The organism is Ruegeria sp. BHSC026 (assembly GCF_059613065.1).
The window spans coordinates 376,886-399,544 of sequence record NZ_JBXWRV010000001.1 but is presented as its reverse complement, the minus strand read 5'-3'; the positions used below and the strand labels follow the sequence as shown (position 1 = coordinate 399,544).

The following is a 22,659-nucleotide window of genomic DNA, read 5'->3' as shown; positions in this document are numbered from 1 at the left end:
GCCACATGAGAAGACTTGCGCCGATGCATTCCGATGACCTGCCACAGATGGACGAACGCAAGTCGGGATGGATAACCATCCGCAAGGTCGCTCCCTATCTGTGGCCGGCGGACGAGCCCTGGGTCAAGCGGCGCGTGGTGTTGGCCATGGCCATGCTGGTGCTGGCCAAGCTGATCGCGGTCTATACGCCGATCCTGTATAAGGGCGCGGTCGATGCCTTGGCGGGCGAGGGTGTGCCGCCGCTGGCGCTGGGCGCCGTTGGGCTGACCGTGGCCTATGGTATGGCGCGGATGATGACCGTGGGGTTTCAGCAGTTGCGCGATGCGCTGTTCGCGCCGGTGGGGCAACGCGCTCTGCGGGCTCTGGCGCTGGAAACCTTCCAGCACATCCACCAGCTGTCGATGCGCTACCATGTGACCCGCCGGACGGGCGGCCTCAGCCGGATCATCGAGCGCGGGGTCAAGGGCGTGGAGTTCCTGCTGCGCTTCCTGCTGTTTTCGATCGGCCCGCTGATCCTTGAACTGCTGCTGGTGGCGGTGGTTTTGATGTGGCTGTTCGACGTCTGGTATCTGGTCGTGGTGGCCGTCACCATCGCGCTGTACATCTGGTTCACATTCACAGTCACCGAATGGCGCGTGAAGCTGCGACGCGAGATGAATGATCAGGACACCGAGGCCAACCAGCGCGCCATCGACAGCCTGCTGAATTTCGAAACCGTCAAGTATTTCAACGCCGAGCGGCGCGAAGCTGAACGATATGACGTGTCGATGAAGGCTTATGCGCAGGCCGCGTTGAAAACGGCATATTCGCTGGCCTTCCTGAATTTCGGTCAGTCCTTCCTGATCACCTGTGGGTTGATCGGGGTGATGGTTCTGGCCGCGATCGGCGTTCAGAACGGGCAGTTGACGGTGGGCGATTTCGTGATGGTCAACGCCTACATGATCCAGATCACCGTGCCGCTGAATTTTCTGGGCACCGTCTACCGCGAGATCCGTCAGGCCCTCGTCGACATGGGCCAGATGTTTCAGCTGCTGGAGCAGCCGGCCGAAGTGGTGGACAGGCCAGACGCCAAGCCCCTGCAGATCACCGAAGGCCGGGTCGAACTGGACCATGTGCATTTTGGCTATGACCCGGACCGCGAGATCCTGCGCGGCGTCTCTCTGGTGGTGCCGGGGGGGCAGACCGTGGCTATCGTGGGCGCGACCGGCTCGGGCAAATCCACCATCGGGCGCCTGCTGTTCCGGTTTTATGACGTGACCCAAGGCGCGTTGCGGATCGACGGGCAGGATGTGCGCGACGTGACGCAGGAAAGCCTGCACGCCGCCATCGGCGTGGTGCCGCAGGACACGGTGCTGTTCAACGACACGATCCGGTACAACATCGCCTATGGCCGCGAGGGGGCCTCGCAGGCCGAGATCGAAGCCGCCGCACAGGCCGCCCAAATCCACGAATTCATCACCTCGCTGCCCGAGGGGTACGATACCAAGGTGGGTGAGCGTGGCCTGAAGCTGTCAGGCGGCGAGAAACAGCGCGTGGGCATTGCGCGGACGCTGTTGAAGAACCCGCCGATCTTGCTGTTGGACGAGGCCACGAGCGCGCTGGATACCGACACCGAGCAGGACATCAAGGATGCCTTGGCCCGCGCAGGCGAGGGGCGCACGGTGATCACCATCGCCCACCGCCTGAGCACGATTGCCGAGGCCGACCAGATCGTTGTTCTGGAAAAGGGCGAGATCATCGAGCAGGGCACCCACGACGAACTGTTGCGCCGTGAAGGGCGTTATGCCCAGTTGTGGAACCGCCAGCAATCGGATACGCAAGCGGCCTGAAACCCCTGCGGTTATGGATTAAACGAAAACGGGCCGGCAGTACCGGCCCGTTTCCTGTGTTACTCTGCCGCTTTCAGCGGATGCCCCGGTGTGTCGCCTGAGCTTTCCTCGGGATCGGCCGCATCATCCTCGGTCCAGACAATCTCCGTCGCCTGCATCCGGCGCGCCGTGTCTCCGATCGCCATGTCCTGCGCGATCTGGCTGGATCGGCCGGCGGTCACGCGGGCCAACAGCTTGCCCAGCCATATGGCATAGGTGGTCACCCACACCCGCAACGCCAGGAACGAGGGCGTCACGATCAGTGTCAGAACCGTGGCGATACCCAAGCCGAACACCACCGCCGTCGCCAGCTGTTTCCACCACAACGCGGTGGGGCTGTCGATCGAATAGCCGCCATTGATGAAGTCCAGCGACAGGCCGAACATCATCGGTGTCAGGCCGGCCATCGTGGTCAACGTGGTCAGCAGAACCGGACGAATCCGCGCCTCGGCCGTGCGCACGATGGCGTCGATCCGGGGCATGTAGCGGCTGTATTCCTGGTAGGTGTCGATCAGAACGATGTTGTTGTTCACCACGATCCCCGCCAGCGCCACGATGCCCGTCCCGGTCATGATGATCGAGAAGGGTTGTTGCATCACCATCATCCCGATCAGCACGCCGGTGGTGGACAGAACCACCGCCAGCAGCACCAGCACCGAGTTGTAGAACGAGTTGAACTGCGCCAACAGGATCACGAACATCAGACCCAGCGCGGCCAGGAAGGCGCTGGATAGGAAGGCCTGGCTTTCGGCCTGGTCTTCCTGGTCTCCGGTCCATTCCCAGGTGATCGTGTTGGCAAAGGGCTGAGTGTCCAGCCACTCGGTCAGTACCGCGATCCGTTCGTTCGGGTTGATCAGCGTTAGGCGGGCGTTGCCGTCATCAATGGCGGTCTGCACCTCCTGCAAGGTCTCCGCGCCGGTCAACTGAACCAGAGAATAGGCCGTACCATTGGCACCGTTGATTGTCGCACCTTCAGGTTCCGAGCCTTCGGTCACTTCGCGTACAACGGCCAGCCGCTGTTCTCCGTCCGGGGTGTCGATCACCACTTTGCTCAGGCCGGATTCCACGTCGGCCTTGACGTCGTAATAGCGCTCTTGATCCACCCGATTGATCTGGGCCAGCTTTGCCACCGGTTTGCGGGTGATGAAGTTCGACAAAGGCACCAGCCCGTCCGGAGTACGCACCTTGAGCGTATCCAACGTGGACAGGACCCGATCCTGATCGGGCAGACGCACGCGGATCTCGATCTCTTCATCCACGCTTTCGGGGCGCATTTCGCCCAGCAGGATGCCTCGGGTCACCAACTGCACCATCGCTCCGACGGTGGCCACGTCGGCACCGAACCGGCCGGCCTTGGCCACGTCGACGTCGATCTGCCAGTCGATGCCGGGCAGGGGCAGGGTGTCCTCGATCTTGATCAAGCCCGGGGTGTTTTCGAACATTTCGCGCGCGGTCAGCGTCGCGCTGGTCAGGTCATCCCAGTCGTCGCCCTTGATCCGCAGGTGCACGGGCTTGGCCGAGGCCGGACCCTGTTCCAGAGGCAGGATCTCGACCACGAAACCCGGCAGCTTGGCCAGTTCGGCGTTCAACTGGTCGATCACGAAATCGCCGTCATACTCGGGTGCGACAGTGTGCTTCTCGAACAATCCGCCTGCGACAGGTTCTGACACGTTCGGGCGATCCTCCCACGGGATGATCTCGAACTGCACGCGGCCCACCGTGTCCGCCGGAGCCTGCGCCCCGCCGGTGTTCTGGTTCAGGCCGCCTTCACCGGCGAACGAGAACACGTTGATCACCGCCGGATGCTGGCTGATCACCTGTTCTGCTTCGAAGACCAGCGCGTCCTTTTCGGCCAGCGACAGGTTGCCCCGTGCGCGGACATAGGCGGTGGCCTGTTCCGGCTCGCTTTCGACGAAGAATTCGACACCGCGGTTGTTCTGGCCGTACATGGTCATCACTGTCATCACCGCGAATCCTACTGCCACGATCGAGACGATGGGCATGATCGGATTGCCGACAAGAAACTTGATGACATAACCAAAGGGCGTATGTTCCTTGGCCGTTTGCACGCGCTCATCCGGCTTGCGCTCGATCCGGGCCGCGCTGAGCGTGACCGATCCGGCAAAGGCGCCGAACAGGAATAGCACCACGCCCAGCAAGAACCCACCGCCTGCGCCTTCCGGCAACAGATACGTGGGATTCAGCAACTGCATCGCGCCCAGGAAGATCATGTAGACCGCCGGCGGCACCATGATGGCACGCACCCACCAGGGCGTCCGCGCGCGCAGCCAGTTCGAGCTGCGGTCGAACACGCGGCTCAACCGGCCAGATACACCGCCCATCACCGGCAGATAGATCAGCGCCACGATCAGCGAGGCCGACAGAACGAAGATCAGCGTAACCGGCAGCATCCCCATGAACTCGCCCGGAATGCCGGGCCAGAACAGCATGGGCAGAAAGGCGCACAGCGTCGTCGCGGTGGACGAGACGATGGGCCAGAACATCCGCTGCGCGGCCTCGACATAGGCGTGCATGGGGCCGACACCCTCGGCGATGCGCTTGTCGGCATATTCCACCACCACGATCGCGCCATCGACCAACATCCCCACGGCCAGGATCAGGCCGAACATCACGATGTTCGAGATGCTGACCCCCATGATCGCCAGGAAGGCAAAGCACAAGAGGAACGAGGTCGGAATCGCGAAGCCCACCAGCAGCGCCGCCCGGGTACCCAAAGAAGCCAGAACCACGATCATCACCAGTGCGATGGCCGTCAGGACCGAGCCTTCCAGCTGGCTGACCATCGAACCCACGATGCGGCTCTGGTCGTTCGACGTGCCGACATCCACCGCCGCCTGCAACTCGGGGGGCCATTTCGTTTCGGCCTTGGCGACGGTTTCCTTCACCTGGGCCACGGTGTCGATCAGGTTGAAGCCTTTGCGCTTGACCACCTGCAGCGCCACGGTCGGTTCGCCGTTGAACCGGGCGGTCCCTTCGCGGTCTTCGAAGGTGTAGTTGATCTCGGCCAGTTCGCCAAGGGTCACGACCCGGTCGCCATTGACCTTTATCGGCAGGCCGTAGACGTCTTCGGGCGTCTTGAACGACGATGGGATCTTGACCGAAAACGCACCTTGTTCGGTTTCGACCTCGCCGGCGGCGATGAGCTGGTTGTTGTTCCGTACCACGTTGATCAGCTCTGCCGCGGTGACGTTGTACGCCTCGAGCCGCAGCGGATCGATGATCACTTCCAGCATCTCGTCCCGGTTGCCCGCGATCCCGGCCTCGAGCACGGAATCCAGTGCTTCGAGGTCATCCTGCAGATCTTTCGCGATGCGCGCCATGGTGCGTTCGGGCACCGGGCCCGACAGGTTCACGATGACGATCGGGAATTCCGAGAAGTTGATCTCGGTCAGCGTGTATTGCTCGGCGCCTTCGGGGAACTTGGCCTGGGCGCTGTTCATCGCGTCGCGCACGTCTGCGGTGATGGCGGTCTTGTCCCAACCAAAGTCGAACTCGAGCGCGATCCCGGCGTAACCTTCGGCGGCGGTGGCGGTCATTTCCTTCAGGCCGTCCAGATCCGCAAGCTCGGTTTCCATCGGCTTGATCAGCAGGTTTTCACTGTCCTCGGCCGAGATTCCGGGAAACTGCACCGACACGAACAAGGCGGGAATCTCGATGTCCGGCTCGCCCTCTTTGGGCAGGCCGACATAGGCATAGCCGCCGATGATCAGCGAGATTGCGATGAACGCCAGAACCATGCGGGCCCGATCGGCGGCCCAAGAGACGATACCGGTCATTGCGACGCATCCCGATAGGTCGGCTCGACGGCAACGCCGGCGGTCACGAATTCCTGGCCGACCACGATGACGTCGGCGGTTTCAGGCAGTCCGCCCACCCAAACCCCGTCGGCGCTGTCGCGCAGCAGGCGGATGGGCAGGAAGTTCACGATGTTGCCCGATCCGACGGTGCGCACGCCCAATTGACCCTCGTTGTTGAGGGTCAGCGCCGATTGCGGCAGCATATGCGCCTTGGCACCTTCGGCGGCGATTTGGATGCTGGCGGTCTGCCCGTCGCGGATCAGCAGTTCGGGGTTGGGCACGGTGATTTCCACCTCGAAGGTGCGGGTGGTCTCGTCGGCGGACCTGCTGAGGAAGGTCACGCGGCCCTCGACCTGCAGGCCGGTCACCAGTTGTGCCTGCGCCGGGGCGCCGACCGTGATGCGGTTGACCGAGGTTTCGGGGACGAACCCGACCAACTTGATCGGGTCCAGCTGGATCACGGTCGCGCACAGCGATCCGGGCTGCATCAGACTGCCCAGCTCGGCGGCGTCGCTTTCCAGCAGGCCCCGGAACGGGGCCTTGATCGTCAGGCGGTCCACCTCAAGCTGGGCCGCGTCCACCGAGGCTTCGGCCCCCTCGATGCTGGCTTGGGTCGATTTCAGTTGTGCCTCGGCCGATTTAACTCCGGCCAGGGCGGCGGCCATTTCTGCTTCGGCGGAAATCTTGCGGGTTTCCGATCCAAATCCGGTCTCGGACAGTTTGCGGGCGGCGCGCAGATTGATTTCAGCCTCGGCGACGCGCGCAGTGGCCTCTTGCAACTTGGCCTCGGCCTCGGGGATGCGGCTTTGCGCCTCGGCCAGGGCGGCCTTGGCCTGCTCCAGTTGGGCCGGGCGCGGGCCGGGATCAAGCTGGCACATAACGTCGCCGGGCTCGACGAAGGCGCCCTTGCGCATCGGTTCCGAGATCACGGTCGACGTGGTTTCGGCCAGGACCTGTACCTGGCGGTTGGCCTTGGTCTGGCCACGCAGCAGAACGGCGCTGTCGATCTCGCGGGCGGTCGAGCGCAGGGCCACGACCCGAATGGCCTTGGTCGGGGCGGTTTCAACGGCCTCGGCCGAGGCCTCGGTCTGAGTGGCCGGACCTTCGCGGCCTGCAAAGGCAAACAGGGCATCGCGTTCAAATACCAGAAAATACAACGCTACTATGACCAGAACGGCGTTGATCAGGGATATCAACCGCATGCCGTGTCTCTCCTTGAAATTGGGGCCTTAAATCCACAAACGTGTGGCAAGAGATGGGGTGGACCGGGCCACTTGTCCATACTGAACTGAATAGTTCGGTTCAATTTCTTTCGCAAGAGGGGCTGCACGCCATGCATTTGTGCATTTGTGCCACTTGGCTTGATGGTGGCGGCGGGGTATGACATGTCGCCAGACAGATGACGAAATCCCCCGGGGGCAGGAATGAGCGACGTCGACAGTTTCATTGATGAAGTCACCGAAGAGGTGCGCCGCGACAGGCTTTACATGCTGTTGCGCCGGTGGGGCTGGGTCGGCGTGGCCTTGGTGGTGCTGATCGTCGGGGGCGCCGCCTTCAACGAATACCGCAAGGCCCGCAGCACCGCTCAGGCCCAGGATCTGGGCGACGCGATTGTGGCGGCGATGGTTCAGAACGAACCCGCAGACCGCGCGGCGACGCTCGAGGGGATCGAGGCCCATGCGCCCGGCGGCGACGCGGTGGTGAACTTCCTTCTGTCGGCCTCGCGGGCCGAGGCGGGGTCAGTTCCCCAAGCGGTCGAGCGTCTGAACGCCATCGCCGTGCAGGGTGACTTGCCAGAGATCTATCGCGCGATCGCTAGCTTCAAGGCGCTGTTGCTGCAGGCCGATACCTTGCCGGCGGCGGATCGGCGTCAGCAGTTCGAGGCGCTGGCCGTGCCGGGCGCGCCTTTGCGCCTGCTGGCCCAAGAGCAGCTGGCCCTGATCGACGTCGCCGAGGGTGACGTACAGGCCGCGCTGGACCGGCTGCAGGCTTTGCGCCAGGATGCCGAGGCCGGAACCGAAATCCGGCAGCGGGCCGGGCAACTGATCGTTGCACTGGGCGGCACGCCCGAACCGGTCGTGGCTCAACAGGGTTGAGGCGCGACAGCCAGCACGCAACGCAAGACAGGCGAGTACCGATTTCCATGTCAAAACCACTTATTTCCCGCGTTGGCTTGACGGTTGCGGCAATCGCCCTGACTGCTTTGAGTGCCTGCGAAGAGCCCGAAGTCATCCTGCCCGGAGAGCGCGAAGACATTCGCCCGTCCCAGGATCTTGAAACCGTCCAGCGCAGCGGGGCCAAACCGATCAGCCTGCCTGCATCGCAGCGCAACACTGCCTGGGCGCAAAGCCCCGGCACCCAGTCCTTCCGCACCACGAATGCGGCGCTGTCAGCCACACCTCAGCGTGTCTGGTCCGTCGATATCGGCAAAGGTGATGGGCGCAAGCAGCGTATCACAGCCGAGCCGGTGGTGGCGGGCGGCCTGATCTACACGTTGGATTCCGGTGCGACGGTCTCAGCGGTGTCCCCGCAGGGGCAGGTGGCGTGGAGCACCAACCTTGTACCGCCGACCGAGCGGGACGATCAGGCCACCGGTGGCGGTCTGGCCCATGCCGACGGCGTTCTGTACGTCTCGTCGGGCTTTGGCCGGCTGACGGCGCTTGACGCCAAGACGGGCGCGATCCGCTGGCAGCAGAAACTGGACGCGACCGGCAGCGGCGCACCGCTGGTGTCCGGCGGTCTGCTGTATCTGGTCGCCGGAGACCAGACCGGCTGGGCCATCGACATAAAGGACGGGCGCGTTCTGTGGCAGATCGAGGGCATCCCCAGCGTTGGCAACGTTTTGGGGGCGCCGGCGCCGGTGCTGGCCTCGGAATTCGTGGTCTTTGCCTTCGGGTCCGGCGACGTCGCCGCGGCCTTCCGCAAGGGCGGCATCCGCCGCTGGAACAGCTCGGTCGCCGGTGGGCGGCGCGGGCGCGCCGCGGCGCAGATCCTGGATGTGACCGGCGGGCCGATCGTGGCAGGAAACACGATCTATATCGGCAACCATTCCGGCCGCACCGTCGCGCTCGAGACCGAATCCGGCGAGCGCAAGTGGACGGCTTTCGAGGGCGCGGTCGATACCGTCTGGCCGGCCGGCAACAGCGTGTTCCTGATCAGCGACCGCAGCCAACTGGTGCGGCTCGATGTCGCCGACGGTTCGGTGGTCTGGGCCGTTGATCTTCCGGGCTTCGTCAAGGACAAGCCCGGCAAGCGTGGCCCGATCTTCGCGCATTACGGCCCGATCATGGCCGGCAGTCGGATCGTCGTCGCCTCGAATGACGGGTATCTGCGGTTCTTCAATCCGGTGGACGGTGCCCTGGTGCACCAGGTCGAGGTGCCGGGCGGCGCCACCACGACCCCGGTCGTTGCCGGGCAGACCCTCTATGTGGTTTCGACCAAGGGGCAACTGCACGCTTTCCGTTAACGGCAAGATGCGCTAAAGGGCGCGTCTGAGTCTTGAAAGTTGAGTATCATGTCTTTGACCCTCGCCATCGTGGGGCGCCCCAATGTGGGCAAATCCACCCTGTTCAACCGCCTTGTGGGCAAGCGCCTTGCGCTGGTCGATGACCAGCCCGGCGTCACCCGCGACCTCCGCGAGGGCGAGGGGCGGCTGGGCGACCTGCGCTTTACCGTGATCGACACCGCGGGGCTGGAGGACGCCACTGACGACAGCCTTCAGGGCCGGATGCGGCGCCTGACCGAACGCGCGGTGGATATGGCCGATGTCTGCCTGTTCATGATCGACGCGCGCACGGGCGTCACCCCCACCGACGAGCTGTTCGCCGAGATACTGCGCAAACGCTCCAAGCACGTGATCCTGGCGGCCAACAAGGCCGAGGGCGCGGCGGCCGATGCTGGCGTGCTCGAGGCCTATGGCCTTGGACTGGGCGAGCCGATCCGTCTGTCGGGGGAACATGGCGAGGGCATGACCGACCTCTACGCTGCGTTGATGCCTTTGGCCGACGCTATGGAGGAAAAGCAGGCCGAGGAGGCCCCCGATACCGACGTTGATCTGGACGAGGCCGGAGAGACCGAGGGCGAGACCCCCGCGATCACCGCCGCGAAGCCTCTGCAAGTGGCCGTGGTCGGCCGACCCAATGCGGGCAAGTCTACGTTGATCAACAAGATCTTGGGCGAAGACCGTCTGCTGACCGGCCCCGAGGCCGGGATCACCCGCGATGCAATCAGCCTGCGCATCGACTGGAACGGCACGCCCATGCGCATCTTTGACACTGCAGGAATGCGCAAGAAGGCCAAAGTGCAGGAAAAGCTGGAAAAGCTGTCGGTCTCGGACGGGCTGCGCGCCGTCAAATTCGCCGAGGTCGTCGTGGTGCTGCTGGACGCCGCGATCCCGTTCGAACAGCAGGATTTGCGCATCGCCGACCTGGCCGAGCGCGAGGGCCGCGCCGTGGTGGTCGCGGTCAACAAGTGGGACGTCGAAGAGCACAAGCAGGAAAAGCTGCGCGAGCTCAAGGAGGCCTTCGAGCGCCTGCTACCGCAACTGCGCGGCGCGCCGCTGGTGACGGTCTCGGCCAAGACCGGGCGCGGGCTGGACCGCCTGCACGACGCGATCCTGCGCGCCCATGATGTCTGGAACCGCCGTATTCCGACCGCGGCCCTGAACCGCTGGCTGACGGCGATGCTGGAACAGCACCCGCCGCCCGCTCCGCAGGGCCGCCGGATCAAGCTGCGTTATATGACCCAGGCCAAGACCCGCCCGCCGGGGTTCGTGGTGATGTGCTCGCACCCCGACAAGATGCCGGCCAGCTATACGCGCTATCTGGTCAACGGTCTGCGCGATGATTTCGACATGCCGGGCACCCCGATACGTCTGACCCTGCGCGGCCAAGGGGACAAGAACCCGTACAAGGGCCGGCGAAAGAAAAATGCCGGCGCGCTGGCCAAACATCTCAAGGGCAGGGCGTAACCGCCCCAATTTTATGCATTTTCAGGTGTGGGACGTGACAGGCCCCACACATCGCGCTAGCATTTGCTGGTGCGCACCCATTTCGCGTGCAGCTTGTGCGCGGGACTCGCGTGCTTGTTTTCGAAGGAACTATTGAACCGGACCATCGTGGGGAGCGGGCTGGATGGATCTGAGAGAGTACACAAGGCAATATGCGGTGCAGGACAATCGGCTTGCTGCACTGAGTTACTTTGGAACCTTTGCGGTTTATTTCGCGTCGCTGGCGCTGGCGATCGCCCATGTCGACCGCTGGTACATCCTGATCCCGGCCGGGGTGGTGTTCGCGTTTTCCGCCGTTCGGCTGTACGTGCTGCAGCACGACTGCGGGCATCATTCTCTGTTTGAAACCCGACGGCAGAACGAATGGGCCGGCCATGTCCTGTCGCCGTTCACCTTTGCGCCGTTCGAGGTGATGAAACAGAACCACAATCTGCACCATGCGGGCATCGGCAATCTGGAACATCGCGAAACCGGTGAGATCCACACCATGACCCTGCGCGAATGGAACGCGGCCGACTGGAAGACGCGGCTGTTTTATCGTCTGTACCGAAACCCGTTCATCCTGGTGCCGGTCGGGGCGTTGTTCACCTATTTCATCCGCTATCGCTGGCCCAAGAACACGATGCGGTTCGGGGTACGCGGCGTGCTGCTGCACAACCTATCGATCGTGGTGTTCCTCGGGTTGCTTTACTGGGTTGCCGGACTGACCGGCATTCTGGTCTGGCTAGTGTTTTCACTGTTGGGCGGCATGCTGGGCGTGTTCCTGGTTTATCTGCAGCACAATTTCGAGGATACCTACTGGGATCGCCGCCCGGATCTGGATCCGCAGCTTGCGGCGCTGCAGGGGTCGTCGGCGCTGGATTTCGGATGGTGGTTCGACATGGCGGTGGCTTGCATCACCTTGCACGACATCCACCACTTCAACGCGCGCATCCCGTCCTATCGGTTGCGAGCCTGCCACTACAACCTGCCGGAGGAATACACGCCGCGCCGGATCAAGTTCCCCGAGGCCCTGGCCGCGCTGAACCTGAAACTTTGGGACGAAGATGCAAAGCGTTTGGTTCCATTCCCAAAAAAGAACAACTCGGGCAGCTTCGCACCCGTCAATTGATATTCGGGCCGCAGATGCCATCCGTTGGGCGTAGTGTTCGGCATGGCGCGCGGACTGGATCGCTGCCCTCGAACTTGAAAGGACATTTGAATGACATCAGTGACGAACGTGCGTGGTGTGGGCAAGGCTTTGGGTCAGGAGCTGTCACGTCAGGGAATCAAGACCGCGCAGGACCTTGCCAGCGCTGATCCTGAAAACCTGATCGCTGTTCCGCGTATCGGCAAACGGCGCGCGCAAGCACTGATCTTGGCTGCAAACCAAGCGGTTTCAGGTGGCGCAACGCCCGCCAAGCAAAACGCCCGAACAGCAACCAAGCCGAGGCCGAACTCGGGCCGCGCGGTTTCAGGCAAGTCACAGGCACCGACGCAAGTCGCTGAAGACGACGCCGAGAAAGCAGCCGCGGGCGCCAAGGCCCGCAAGAAAGCCAAGGCCAAGGCCAAAGCCGAGAAAGCCGCCAAAAAGAAGAAGGAGATGGAGGCGGCAATCCAGAAAGCCAAAGAAAAGATCAAGTCCAAGACAAAAAAGGACAAGAAGTCGAAGAAAGACGGCAAGGCGTCAAAAAAGGACGGTAAGTCCAAGAAATCCAAGAAAGAAAAGAAAAAGGCGAAGAAGAAATAACTTCTCCGCCTTCTGTCGTCAGGTCGCGATCCGTGTCGGATCAGGCCAGCGTGCCGTCCTTTTGCAGGGTCAGCTTGCCACCCAGATAGGGGGCCAGCACCTGGGGCAGGACCACGGTCCCGTCGGCCTGCTGGCCGTTTTCCAAAACTGCGATCAGGCAGCGCCCCACGGCCAGCCCCGAGCCGTTCAGTGTGTGCACGTATTCCGGCTTGCCGCCGCCCTCGGGGCGGAAGCGCGCATTCATCCGGCGGGCCTGGAAATCACCGCAGGTGGAAACCGAGCTGATCTCGCGATAGGTGTTCTGACCCGGCAGCCAGGCCTCGATGTCATAGGTGCGGCGCGCGCCAAAGCCCATGTCGCCGGTGCACAGAATCACGGTGCGATAGGGCACGCCCAGCTTTTCCAGGATACCCTCGGCGCAGCGCAGCATGCGCTTTTGCTCTTCGTCCGACTTGTCCGGATGCGTGACCGAGACCATCTCGACCTTCTCGAACTGGTGCTGTCGCAGCATCCCGCGCGTGTCCTTGCCGGCCGAACCAGCCTCGGAGCGGAAGCACAGCGAATGCGCGGTGTAGCGGCGCGGCAGATAGCTTTCCTCGATCATCGTGTCGTTGACGATGTTGGTCAGCGACACTTCGGAGGTCGGAATCAGCCACCACCCCTCGCGGGTCTGATAGCTATCCTCGCCGAATTTCGGCAACTGGCCGGTGCCCATCATCATCTCGGACAGAACCAGAACCGGGGCGTTCACCTCGGTCAGGCCGTTCTCGTTGATATGCGTGTCCAGCATGAACTGCGCCAGAGCCCGGTGAATGCGCGCGACGCCCCCCGAAAGCAGCACGAAACGCGAGCCCGCCAACTTGGCCGCGGTTTCGAAATCCATGCCGTTCTGGACCGCTTCGATCTCGAAATGCTCTTTGGCGTCGAAATCGAATTCGGGCGGGGTGCCCCAGCGGTTCACCTCGACATTGTCGTTTTCGTCCTTGCCGTCCGGCACGTCCTCGGCCGGCAGGTTGGGAATGCGGATCAACTGGTCGGCCAGCAGCGCGTCCAGATCCTTGGCCTCGGTCTGCATGCGGGCGATCTCGGCCTTCTTCTCGGCCACCAGCGCGCGCAGGCGCTGGAACTCGGCCTCGTCGCCGCGGGCCTTGGCGGCGCCCACTTCCTTGCTCGCCTTGTTCTGCTCGGCCTGAGCGGTTTCGGCGGCCAGGATCTTGGCGCGGCGGGCTTCATCCAAGCGCAACAGCTCGGCCGAGATCGGCGCTTCGCCCCGGCGGGCAAGGGCAGCGTCGAAAGCGGCTGGGTTTTCGCGGATTGCGCGGATGTCATGCATGGCTCAGATCCCTGGCAAATGAATCACTTTGCCCGCTTATGCACCATCTGGCGCGCGGGGTGTAGCACCGGATTGGCCTCAATCCTCTGTGTCTTCGCGCGCTTCATGCGCAAGGTGGCCATCCCATGGCGCCGAGGGAATCTTGGGTTCGGGCGGATCGGCCATGTAGGACGGGGTCATGATCTGCACGCCGTTTTCATTGAACACCGCCACGATGTTGCGGTGGAGATCCGAGCGTATCCTGGGGATCGAATTGCCGCGGGTCGTATAGGCGTTGATCTGGTAGTTAATGGCATAGTCGGCCAGCGCGGCCCACAGAACGAACGGGGCTGGGCGGGCCTTGAGCCCCTTGGTGCGCCGCGCCGCCTCGATCAGCATCGCCTCGATCATTTCGGGCGGTTCCTCATAGCCGATCCCTACGGTGGTGTGCACCAAAAGGCCGTTGCCGTCTGTCGGTTTGGAGAAATTGATCACGTCCGAGTTCATCAATTGCGCGTTAGGGATCGAAATCAATTCGTTCTTGATGGATTTCAGATGGGTTTCCATCAGTTTGATCTGCACGACGTCGCCGATATGGTCGCCGATCTGGATGCGGTCCCCGATCGAGGTCGACCGGCGGTAGATCACGAACAGCCCCGCCAGCATGTTGCTGACCACAGAATTCGCGCCCAGCGACAGCATCGCGCCCACCAGGATCGTCAGCCCTTGGAAGGCTGCCGAATCCGAGCCCGGTATGTAGGGCACGGCAAAGACCAGCGCGATCAGGATCACCACGACGCGGGCGATATTGAACGTGGGGTTGACCCAGTGTTTCTCGAAATCGCCCAAGTCGAAGGTTCCGGCCTCAACCGCGTCGAAGAACACGCGCATGCCCTTGATGATGTACATCGTCACCCAGGCGATCAGCGCCAGCATGATCAGGTTCGGGACATAGCTGATGATACCCCTGAAGATCAGCAGCACGGGTTCGGTCAGATAGGTGAGCAGCAAATGGGCGAAATACCGGGTCTCGGCAAAAGCCAGAAGGACGAAGGACAGGTAATAGTAGAAGCCCAGGAAAAAGATGACCAAAAGCACGAAGCTCAGCGCGTATCGGATCAGGGCGGCGATGGCCTCGGCCTGTACGCTCTTGGCGGTGGCTTCCTCGACATCGCGCAGATAGCGCCGGACAACACTCAAGGTGCGGCGCCGGATGCGCCGGTGTAGCCACAGGATGGTCACGACAAACACCGCAAAGCCCAGCGTCCAGGCACCGGCCTCGATCGCACTGGACACGCGCGCCTCGTCGGTGCGGTTGGCGCGATAAGACCGGATCGCCTCGCGGATCGCGTCGGCATGCAGGGCGGTCAAGACCTTCAGGTCAATCTGGTCCAGTTCGGCATCGGCCTCGGTGACGATCGTGACAATCACCCCATCGGCCAGGATGCGGGTGCCTAGCTCAGTTTCTTCGAAGGTGATGCTGACGTCAGGCCGGTCCGACGACTCGGCCACGGTGACGATGGTGTTCTGGATGTTCTCGGCCCGTTCGGGGGCGGGCAGGGCGCTGGATCCACGAATGTGAAATAGCGTATCGCCGTCCACGATCACCGGGGCCCGGAATGCTTCGGCCTGTGCGATCTCGGCATCGGTAGGCTGGGGCGGGGCCTCTTGCGCGGTGGCAGGGGGCGACTCCACCGCTGTCAGGGTGAGGGTGCACAGCAAAAGCGCCAATCTGAACAGCGGTTTGAAAAAATGTCGCATGGGCCCTCCACTCGGCTCGAATATCGCTGAGGCGAATCGTGTTCATAGTGTATTCCTGCAACGTTTTGCCTTGGTGTGCCCTGCCGTTGCCCCATGTCCGCGCGAATCCGGGGCGGCGTTGCTTGCAAAGGTCGATTGCAGGGCATAGTTTCCCGCCAAATTCGCGGCGCTCCGACCGCGACCTCAAGATAAAAGGAATATCCCATGGAAGGTGGCGCAATCGCCCAGTTTCTCCCGCTCATTCTGATCTTTGCGATCATGTACTTCCTGCTGATCCGTCCGCAGCAGAAGAAGATGAAGGAACATCAGGCCATGGTCGAGGCCGTGCGCCGTGGCGATCAGGTGGTCACGCAGGGCGGCCTGATCGGCAAGGTGTCGAAGGTCAAGGAAGGCGAGAACGAGATCGAGGTCGAAATCGCCGATGGCGTGAAGGTCCGCGTGATCAAATCGACCATCGCTCAGGTTCTGAACAAGACCGAGCCGGCGAAGTAACTTCGCGCGACAATCGACGGAAAAGGCAGGGTAATGCTGCAAATTGAAACCTGGAAACGGGTCCTGATCTGGCTGGTCTGCGTGGTTGGCCTGCTGATGGCCCTGCCGAACGCGTTCTACACGCGGGTCGAGCAATATAACGACGCCAGGGCGGCCATTGAACTGGGCAACGATACCCCCGAGATGCAGGCGCAGGCCCAGCAATGGCCAAGTTGGCTGCCGTCGTCGCTGGTCAATCTGGGGCTTGATCTGCGCGGTGGTGCGCATCTGTTGGCCGAAGTGCAGGTCAGCGACGTGTACGAAACCCGGATGGAGGCCATGTGGCCGGAAATCCGCAACGCGCTGCGCGACGTGCGCTCCGAGGTCGGCACCATCCGCCGGCAGCCGTCAGAGCCCGATCAGATTCGCATCCGCATCAGTCAGCCCGAAGGCATGCCCCGCGCTTTGGAGGTGGTGCGTGGCCTGGCCCGCCCGATCCAATCCCTGACCGGGGCGGGCGCCACCGATATCGACGTACGCGCCGAGGGCGACACCATCGTGGTGCAATTGTCCGAGGCCGAGAAACTGGCCTCTGACGATCGCACCGTGCGCCAGGCGCTGGAGATCGTGCGCCGCCGGATCGACGAGGTCGGTACCCGCGAACCCACGATCCAGCGCCAGGGCACCGACCGAATCCTGATCCAGGTGCCCGGAATCGGCAGCGCCAGCGAGCTGAAAGAGATCATCGGCACCACCGCACAGTTGACCTTCAACCCCGTGGTCTCGCGCGGGACGGACCCTGACGCCCCGGCGGGCATCGGCGAAAAGGTCGTGCCCTCGATCGACGAAAACGGCGTTTACTACACCATCGAGGCCGCCCCCGTCGTGACTGGCGAGGAACTGGTGGACGCGCAGCCGTCCTTCGACCAGAACGGCCGCCCGGCCGTCAGTTTCCGGTTCAATACTACGGGTGCACGCAAGTTCGGCGACTATACCCGTGACAATATCGGCGCGCCCTTCGCCATCGTGCTGGACGACGAAGTCATCTCGGCCCCGGTCATCCAAAGCCACATCCCCGGCGGCTCGGGCATCATCACCGGCAATTTTACCGTCGAGGAAAGCACCAACCTGGCCGTCCTGCTGCGAGCCGGTGCACTGCCCGCGGGGCTGGAGTTCCTGGAAGAACGCACCATCGGCCCCGAATTGGGGCAGGACAGCATCGAGGCGGGCAAGGTGGCCACCATCGTGGCCTTTGTCGCGGTGCTGGTCTTCATGGCCCTCAGCTATGGCCTATTCGGCATCTTCGCCAACATCGCGCTGCTGATCAACGTGGGCTTGATCTTTGGCCTTCTGTCCCTGATCGGGGCAACGCTGACCCTGCCGGGCATTGCGGGCATCGTTCTGACGGTGGGCATGGCGGTGGACGCCAACGTTCTGATCTTCGAGCGCATCCGCGAGGAACTGAAATCGTCGAAAGGCCCCGCCCGCGCGATCGAGCTAGGCTATGAAAAGGCGCTGTCGGCCATTTTGGACGCCAACGTCACCACTTTTATCACCGCCGTGATCCTGTTCGCCATGGGCAGTGGTCCGGTACGCGGCTTTGCCATCACATTGGGCCTGGGCATCCTGACGTCGGTGTTCACCGCGATCTTCGTGACGCGCTTGATGGTGGTCATGTGGTTCGAGCGCCGCCGCCCGAAAACGATCGAGGTTTGACATGAGACTGAAACTCGTACCCGAAAGCACCTCGTTCGATTTTTTCAGCCGCTGGAAGCTGTGGCTGGGCATCTCAGGGCTGATGATGGTCATCGCCTTCACGTCGTTCCTGCTCCAGGGCCTGAACTTTGGCATCGACTTCCGCGGCGGCACCACGATCCGTACGCAAAGTGCGCAGGAAATCGATGTGGGTCTGTACCGGGATGCGATCACCCCGCTGGGCCTGGGCGACGTGTCGATCACCGAAGTGTTTGATCCCACCTTCGGCCCGGATGAAAACGTGGCCATGATCCGCATTCAGGCACAGGACGACGCCGAGGCCGTCTCGGCCGCGACCATCACCGCGGTCGAAGATGCGTTGCGGGCCGTCGTGCCCGATATCCAGTTCGTGTCAGTCGAATCGGTGGGTCCCAAGGTCTCAGGCGAGCTGATCCAGACCGCTGTGATCGCCGTGGTTCTGGCGATCGGGGCGGTGCTGGTCTACATCTGGCTGCGCTTCGAATGGCAGTTCGCGCTGGGGGCCGTGGCCGCGCTGGTGCATGACGTGCTGCTGACGATCGGCATCTTCTCGGAACTGCAGATCCGCTTCGATCTGGCGATCATCGCGGCCCTGCTGACAATCGTCGGCTATTCGCTGAACGACACCGTGGTCGTGTTCGACCGGGTGCGCGAGAATCTGCGCAAATACAAGAAAAAAGACCTGAAAGAGGTTCTGAACCTCTCGATCAACGAGACTCTCAGCCGGACGGTGATGACCTCGGTCACCACCCTGTTGGCGCTGATCTCGCTCTATGTCCTGGGCGGCGACGTGATACGTGGGTTCGTCTTCGCAATGATCTGGGGCGTGATCGTGGGGACCTATTCGTCGGTCTTCGTGGCCTCGACCATCCTGCTGTGGCTGGGGGTCAAACGTGACTGGTCCAAGCCGTCGAACACGGCCGGAAACCAGTTTGCCAATATCGACGCCTGATCTGTTCGGCCAGCCCCCTGCGGGGCTGGCCATTGTCGTTTTTGCGGCGCTTCTGGGCGGCATCGTACGCGGGTTCACTGGGTTTGGCACCGCGCTGGTTTTTCTGCCCCTCGCGACGCCGCATCTGGGTCCGTTCGGCGCCCTGATCGCCCTGACCTGCATGGATGTGTTTGGCCCTCTGCCGAACCTGCGCCGCGCCTGGGCCCATGTCGAACGCTCCGATCTGACACGCCTGATCACGGGATGCGCCCTGACCTTGCCGGTGGGTCTGTGGGTGCTGTCGCAGGTCCCGCCCGAGGTGTTCCGATATACTGTCAGCACGCTCAGTCTTTCCATGCTGGCGGCGCTGGTCCTTGGCCTGCGCTACACCGGACCGGTCCGGCGTGGCATGGTCACGGTCATCGGCGCGGCGGCGGGCTTCCTCGGTGGTGTCGCGGGGTTGCCCGGGCCTGCCGTCATCCTGTTCTACATGTCGCGGCCGCTGCCAGTGGCGGTCATTCGCGCGACGGTTCTTCTGTTTCTGTTTGCCTTCGATTTCCTGATCTTCGGATATCTCGGCTTGATGGGCCGCCTCACGGTTGCAACGACCGCGCTGGGCCTGGCGCTTGCGATCCCGAACTTGCTGGGCAATTGGCTGGGCGGATGGCTGTTCCGTCCGACGCGAGACCGCCTCTACCGCGCTATTGCCTATGTCGCCATCGCCGCATCGGCCTTGTCGGGCCTGCCGCTTTGGGGCTAAAAGACCTTATGCGCTTGAACGAGATCACTTTCACCGACGCCGCCCCAATAGACGGCTACGGCCCCGGATTCTTCCGCATCGGCGGTCAGGTGTTCCACGGCGCCGTCCTGACGGGCCCCAGCGGAACCGGCCCTTGGTCAGGCCTGCAGGACCCGGCGCCCTTGCTGGGTCTCGCCGCGCAGATTGACGTGCTGTTCATCGGCACCGGCGCCGTTCTGTCGCAGATCCCGTTCGAATTGCGCACAGCCCTCGAGGAGGCTGGCATCGGGGTCGAGATCATGAACTCGCCCGCCGCCTGCCGCACCTACAACGTGCTGTTGTCCGAAGGCCGCCGGATCGCTCTGGCCCTGTTGCCAGTCTGACCCCTTCCTCTGGCCCCAAATATCCCGCGGTGCGTGAGGGGCTGGCCCCTCACATCCCACCCGCCAACAGGCCCTGCGGCAAATCCGTCCTTTTTCCCCCGCAACCAATCGGATAAGCGGGTCTCATGACACTGACCGTGACCGACCTTGCCATCGCCCGAGGGGGCCTCCCCGTGCTCGAAGGCCTCAGTTTCGCGCTACCCCCGGGCAAGGCGCTGATCCTGCGCGGCCCGAACGGAATCGGCAAGACCACCCTTCTGCGCACGCTGGCCGGGCTGCAACCGCCGCTTTCGGGACGGATTGAGGGGGCAGAGGACCGGATCGCCTATGCCGCCCATTCCGACGGGCTGAAACCCACCCTGACCGTGACCGAGAACCTGACCTTCTGGGCCTCGGTCTTTGGCACGCGCGACATCCAGCCCGCGCTGGATGCCTTTGCGCTCAACGAACTGACTGATCGTCACGCAGGCAACCTGTCGGCGGGTCAGAAACGCCGGCTGGGTTTAGCCCGAATGCTGGTGACCGGCCGCCCGATCTGGATGCTGGACGAACCCACCGTGTCACTGGACAAGACCGCGGTGGCGATGTTCGCCGATGCGGTGCGGGCGCATCTGGGGCAGGGCGGCTCGGCCCTGATTGCCACCCATATCGATCTGGGCCTCGATGGTGAGGTCTTGGATGTCGGCCCCAACAAGGCGCGACCCAAGGCGCTGGATGACTTCGACGGAGGCTTCCTGTGATCGCCCTGCTGTTGCGTGACCTGAAACTGTCCTTCCGCGCGGGCGGAGGGTTCGGCCTCGGTCTGGCCTTCTTCCTGATCGTCACCGTTCTGGTGCCGTTCTCTGTGGGTCCGCAATCCTCACTGCTGGCGACCATCGCGCCGGGGGTGCTGTGGCTGGGCGCATTGCTGGCCTGTCTGCTGTCGCTCGATCGCCTGCTGGCCTTGGATTGGGAGGACGGGTCGCTCGACCTGCTGGCCACCGCGCCGCTGCCGCTGGAGTCGGTGGCCGCGATCAAGGCCTTGGCACATTGGATCACCACCGGTCTGCCGCTGGTGCTGGCCGCGCCAGTGCTTGGGGTGCTGCTGAACCTGCCTGGCCCCGGTTTTGGCTGGCTGGTCGTCTCGCTGTTGATCGGCACGCCCGCGCTCAGCGTGATCGGCACTTTCGGCGCAGCCCTGACCGTGGGGCTCAAGCGCGGCGGCCTTCTGCTGTCGCTGCTGGTGCTGCCGCTTTACGTGCCCACGCTGATCTTCGGAGCCGAGGTGGCCCGTCGCGGCGCCACCGGGATGGAGACCGCCACGCCTCTGCTGATGCTGGCCGGGATCACCGCCGCAACCATCGCCCTGCTGCCCTTTGCCAGCGCCGCGGTTCTCCGCGTCAATCTGCGTTGACCGATGTCAATTGAGAACCGCCCCGAGACGGACTAGATAAGCGACATGTCCATAGCATCCAAAGCCAACGCCCTCTGGGAATACGCAAACCCCAAGAAGTTCCTCACCACGACCGAGCGCGTGCTGCCGTTCTTCTGGATCAGCTCTGCCGTCTGTCTGGTGATCGGTCTTGTCTGGGGTTTTTTCTTCACGCCTGACGACTACAAGCAAGGGTCGACGGTCAAGATCATCTACCTGCATGTGCCATCGGCCCTGATGGCGATCAATTGCTGGATTATGATGCTGGTCACGTCACTGGTCTGGCTGGTGCGCCGTCACCATGTCAGCGCGCTTGCAGCACGCGCCGCCGCGCCGGTAGGCATCGTAATGACGCTGATCGCGCTGGCGACCGGGGCCATCTGGGGACAGCCCATGTGGGGCACCTGGTGGGCCTGGGATCCGCGCCTGACCTCGTTCCTGATCCTGTTCCTTTTCTATTTGGGCTACGTCGCCCTGTGGGAGGCGATCGAGGATCCGGATACTGCGGCCGACCTGACCTCGGTCCTATGTCTGGTCGGTTCGGTCTTTGCCTTCCTCAGCCGCTATGCGGTCAATTTCTGGAATCAAGGCCTGCATCAGGGTGCCTCGGTCATGCGGGTCGGGGCGGTCACCGGCACGGATACCGAGGAAAAGGTCAGCAACGTGTTCTTCTACCCGCTGCTGACCTGCATCATCGGCTTCGTGCTGCTGTTCATCGCGCTGGTCCTGTATCGGACCGGCACCGAAATCCGTGCGCGGCGCATCAAGGCGCTGCTGGCACGGGAAAGGGTAAACGGATGATGCCTGATCTGGGAAAATACGCCGAAACGGTTCTGTCCTCCTACGCGGCCTCGATCGTCCTGCTGGTGGCGCTGGTGGTTTTCAGCATACTGCGTGGGCGCAAGGTTCGGGCCGAGATGGAAAAGATCGAACAGAGGATGTCGCGCAATGGCTAAGATCTCGCCCTTGATGATTGCTCCGCCGCTGATTTTCGGCGCCTTCGCCGTGCTGGCGGCCATCGGCATGTTCCGCGAAGATCCCAACGCGCTGCCCTCGGCCCGCGAAGGCCAGCCCGCGCCGCCCGTTGTCTTGACCGAGTTTCCGGGCAAACAGGGGTTCGACGACGCAACCCTGCGCGACGGTCAGGTTAAGCTGGTGAACTATTGGGCCAGCTGGTGTGCACCCTGCCGTGCCGAGCATCCGAACCTCGAGAAACTGGCGCAGGAAGGTATTCCGGTCTACGGCATCAACTACAAAGACAAGCTTGCCAATGCCGATGCGTTCCTGGCCGAGCTGGGCGATCCCTATGCCGCCATCGGGCGCGATGAAAACGGCCGCATGGGGTTGGACTGGGGCGTCTACGGCGTGCCCGAGACCTACGTGATCGACGGTGACGGCACGATCATCCTGCGGTTTGCCGGCCCGATCACCCAGCGCGTGATCGAGAGCACTATCCGACCCGCATTGGAAAAAGCCGCCGCGCAGTAACGCCGG

20 protein-coding genes are annotated in these 22,659 nt (G+C 63.1%); 16 read left to right on the top strand and 4 right to left on the bottom strand.

The window, feature by feature from the left end; translation table 11 throughout:
- Positions 1–23: 23 nt before the first annotated feature.
- Positions 24–1,829, top strand: a complete 1,806-nt coding sequence (locus tag AC2FME_RS01975; protein ID WP_496794850.1) for an ABCB family ABC transporter ATP-binding protein/permease — start codon at positions 24–26, stop codon at positions 1,827–1,829.
- 59 nt (positions 1,830–1,888) lie between these two features.
- On the opposite strand, the gene AC2FME_RS01970 is transcribed toward AC2FME_RS01975, so the two are convergent.
- Positions 1,889–5,665: an efflux RND transporter permease subunit gene (locus AC2FME_RS01970; RefSeq protein WP_496799467.1), complete on the bottom strand. Its 3,777-nt coding sequence runs from the start codon at positions 5,663–5,665 to the stop codon at positions 1,889–1,891.
- Positions 5,662–6,888: an efflux RND transporter periplasmic adaptor subunit gene (locus AC2FME_RS01965; RefSeq protein WP_496799466.1), complete on the bottom strand. Its 1,227-nt coding sequence runs from the start codon at positions 6,886–6,888 to the stop codon at positions 5,662–5,664. The genes AC2FME_RS01970 and AC2FME_RS01965 overlap by 4 nt, the downstream gene beginning before the upstream one ends.
- A 222-nt stretch (positions 6,889–7,110) precedes the next feature.
- Between AC2FME_RS01965 and AC2FME_RS01960 the strand changes: the two genes are divergently transcribed.
- From AC2FME_RS01960 to AC2FME_RS01940, 5 genes are all read left to right on the top strand, one after another.
- Positions 7,111–7,782 (top strand): hypothetical protein, encoded by a 672-nt coding sequence (locus AC2FME_RS01960; RefSeq protein WP_496681244.1) that lies wholly within the window; start codon positions 7,111–7,113, stop codon positions 7,780–7,782.
- Between the two features lie 47 nt (positions 7,783–7,829).
- Complete coding sequence (locus AC2FME_RS01955; RefSeq protein WP_496799465.1) at positions 7,830–9,152, top strand: PQQ-like beta-propeller repeat protein; 1,323 nt, start codon at positions 7,830–7,832, stop codon at positions 9,150–9,152.
- Positions 9,153–9,200: 48 nt separating this feature from the next.
- Positions 9,201–10,655, top strand: coding sequence for a ribosome biogenesis GTPase Der (gene der / locus AC2FME_RS01950; RefSeq protein ID WP_496681247.1), 1,455 nt, complete (start codon positions 9,201–9,203; stop codon positions 10,653–10,655).
- 163 nt (positions 10,656–10,818) lie between these two features.
- Positions 10,819–11,805 carry a fatty acid desaturase gene (locus AC2FME_RS01945; RefSeq protein ID WP_496799464.1) on the top strand — a complete coding sequence of 329 codons (987 nt, stop codon included), beginning with the start codon at positions 10,819–10,821 and terminating at the stop codon, positions 11,803–11,805.
- Positions 11,806–11,895: 90 nt separating this feature from the next.
- Positions 11,896–12,423 carry a helix-hairpin-helix domain-containing protein gene (locus tag AC2FME_RS01940; protein WP_496799463.1) on the top strand — a complete coding sequence of 176 codons (528 nt, stop codon included), beginning with the start codon at positions 11,896–11,898 and terminating at the stop codon, positions 12,421–12,423.
- 40 nt (positions 12,424–12,463) lie between these two features.
- Here AC2FME_RS01940 and serS read toward each other — a convergent pair whose 3' ends face one another.
- Together serS and AC2FME_RS01930 are read right to left on the bottom strand one after the other, a co-directional pair.
- Positions 12,464–13,756: a serine--tRNA ligase gene (gene serS / locus AC2FME_RS01935; protein WP_496799462.1), complete on the bottom strand. Its 1,293-nt coding sequence runs from the start codon at positions 13,754–13,756 to the stop codon at positions 12,464–12,466.
- A 78-nt stretch (positions 13,757–13,834) separates the two neighbouring features.
- Positions 13,835–15,496, bottom strand: coding sequence for a mechanosensitive ion channel family protein (locus AC2FME_RS01930; protein WP_496799461.1), 1,662 nt, complete (start codon positions 15,494–15,496; stop codon positions 13,835–13,837).
- Positions 15,497–15,700: 204 nt separating this feature from the next.
- Between AC2FME_RS01930 and yajC the strand changes: the two genes are divergently transcribed.
- From yajC to AC2FME_RS01880, 10 genes are all read left to right on the top strand, one after another.
- Positions 15,701–15,988 (top strand): preprotein translocase subunit YajC, encoded by a 288-nt coding sequence (gene yajC, locus AC2FME_RS01925; RefSeq protein ID WP_073279584.1) that lies wholly within the window; start codon positions 15,701–15,703, stop codon positions 15,986–15,988.
- A 33-nt stretch (positions 15,989–16,021) separates the two neighbouring features.
- Positions 16,022–17,683 carry a protein translocase subunit SecD gene (gene secD / locus AC2FME_RS01920; protein ID WP_496799460.1) on the top strand — a complete coding sequence of 554 codons (1,662 nt, stop codon included), beginning with the start codon at positions 16,022–16,024 and terminating at the stop codon, positions 17,681–17,683.
- 1 nt (position 17,684) lies between these two features.
- Complete coding sequence (gene secF / locus AC2FME_RS01915) at positions 17,685–18,653, top strand: protein translocase subunit SecF (RefSeq protein WP_496681258.1); 969 nt, start codon at positions 17,685–17,687, stop codon at positions 18,651–18,653.
- On the top strand, positions 18,634–19,392 hold the full coding sequence (locus tag AC2FME_RS01910) for a TSUP family transporter (RefSeq protein ID WP_496799459.1): 759 nt from the start codon (positions 18,634–18,636) through the stop codon (positions 19,390–19,392). Before secF ends, AC2FME_RS01910 begins: the two co-directional genes overlap by 20 nt.
- Positions 19,393–19,400: 8 nt before the next feature.
- On the top strand, positions 19,401–19,754 hold the full coding sequence (locus AC2FME_RS01905) for an Mth938-like domain-containing protein (RefSeq protein WP_496711953.1): 354 nt from the start codon (positions 19,401–19,403) through the stop codon (positions 19,752–19,754).
- Between the two features lie 125 nt (positions 19,755–19,879).
- Positions 19,880–20,494, top strand: coding sequence for a heme ABC exporter ATP-binding protein CcmA (ccmA, locus tag AC2FME_RS01900; RefSeq protein ID WP_496799458.1), 615 nt, complete (start codon positions 19,880–19,882; stop codon positions 20,492–20,494).
- Positions 20,491–21,147 (top strand): heme exporter protein CcmB, encoded by a 657-nt coding sequence (ccmB, locus tag AC2FME_RS01895; protein ID WP_496681267.1) that lies wholly within the window; start codon positions 20,491–20,493, stop codon positions 21,145–21,147. The genes ccmA and ccmB overlap by 4 nt, the downstream gene beginning before the upstream one ends.
- 45 nt (positions 21,148–21,192) lie before the next feature.
- Positions 21,193–21,966: a heme ABC transporter permease gene (locus tag AC2FME_RS01890; RefSeq protein ID WP_496686559.1), complete on the top strand. Its 774-nt coding sequence runs from the start codon at positions 21,193–21,195 to the stop codon at positions 21,964–21,966.
- Positions 21,963–22,121: a heme exporter protein CcmD gene (gene ccmD, locus AC2FME_RS01885; protein ID WP_005982370.1), complete on the top strand. Its 159-nt coding sequence runs from the start codon at positions 21,963–21,965 to the stop codon at positions 22,119–22,121. Before AC2FME_RS01890 ends, ccmD begins: the two co-directional genes overlap by 4 nt.
- Complete coding sequence (locus AC2FME_RS01880) at positions 22,114–22,653, top strand: DsbE family thiol:disulfide interchange protein (RefSeq protein WP_480642760.1); 540 nt, start codon at positions 22,114–22,116, stop codon at positions 22,651–22,653. The genes ccmD and AC2FME_RS01880 overlap by 8 nt, the downstream gene beginning before the upstream one ends.
- Positions 22,654–22,659 lie beyond the last annotated feature (6 nt).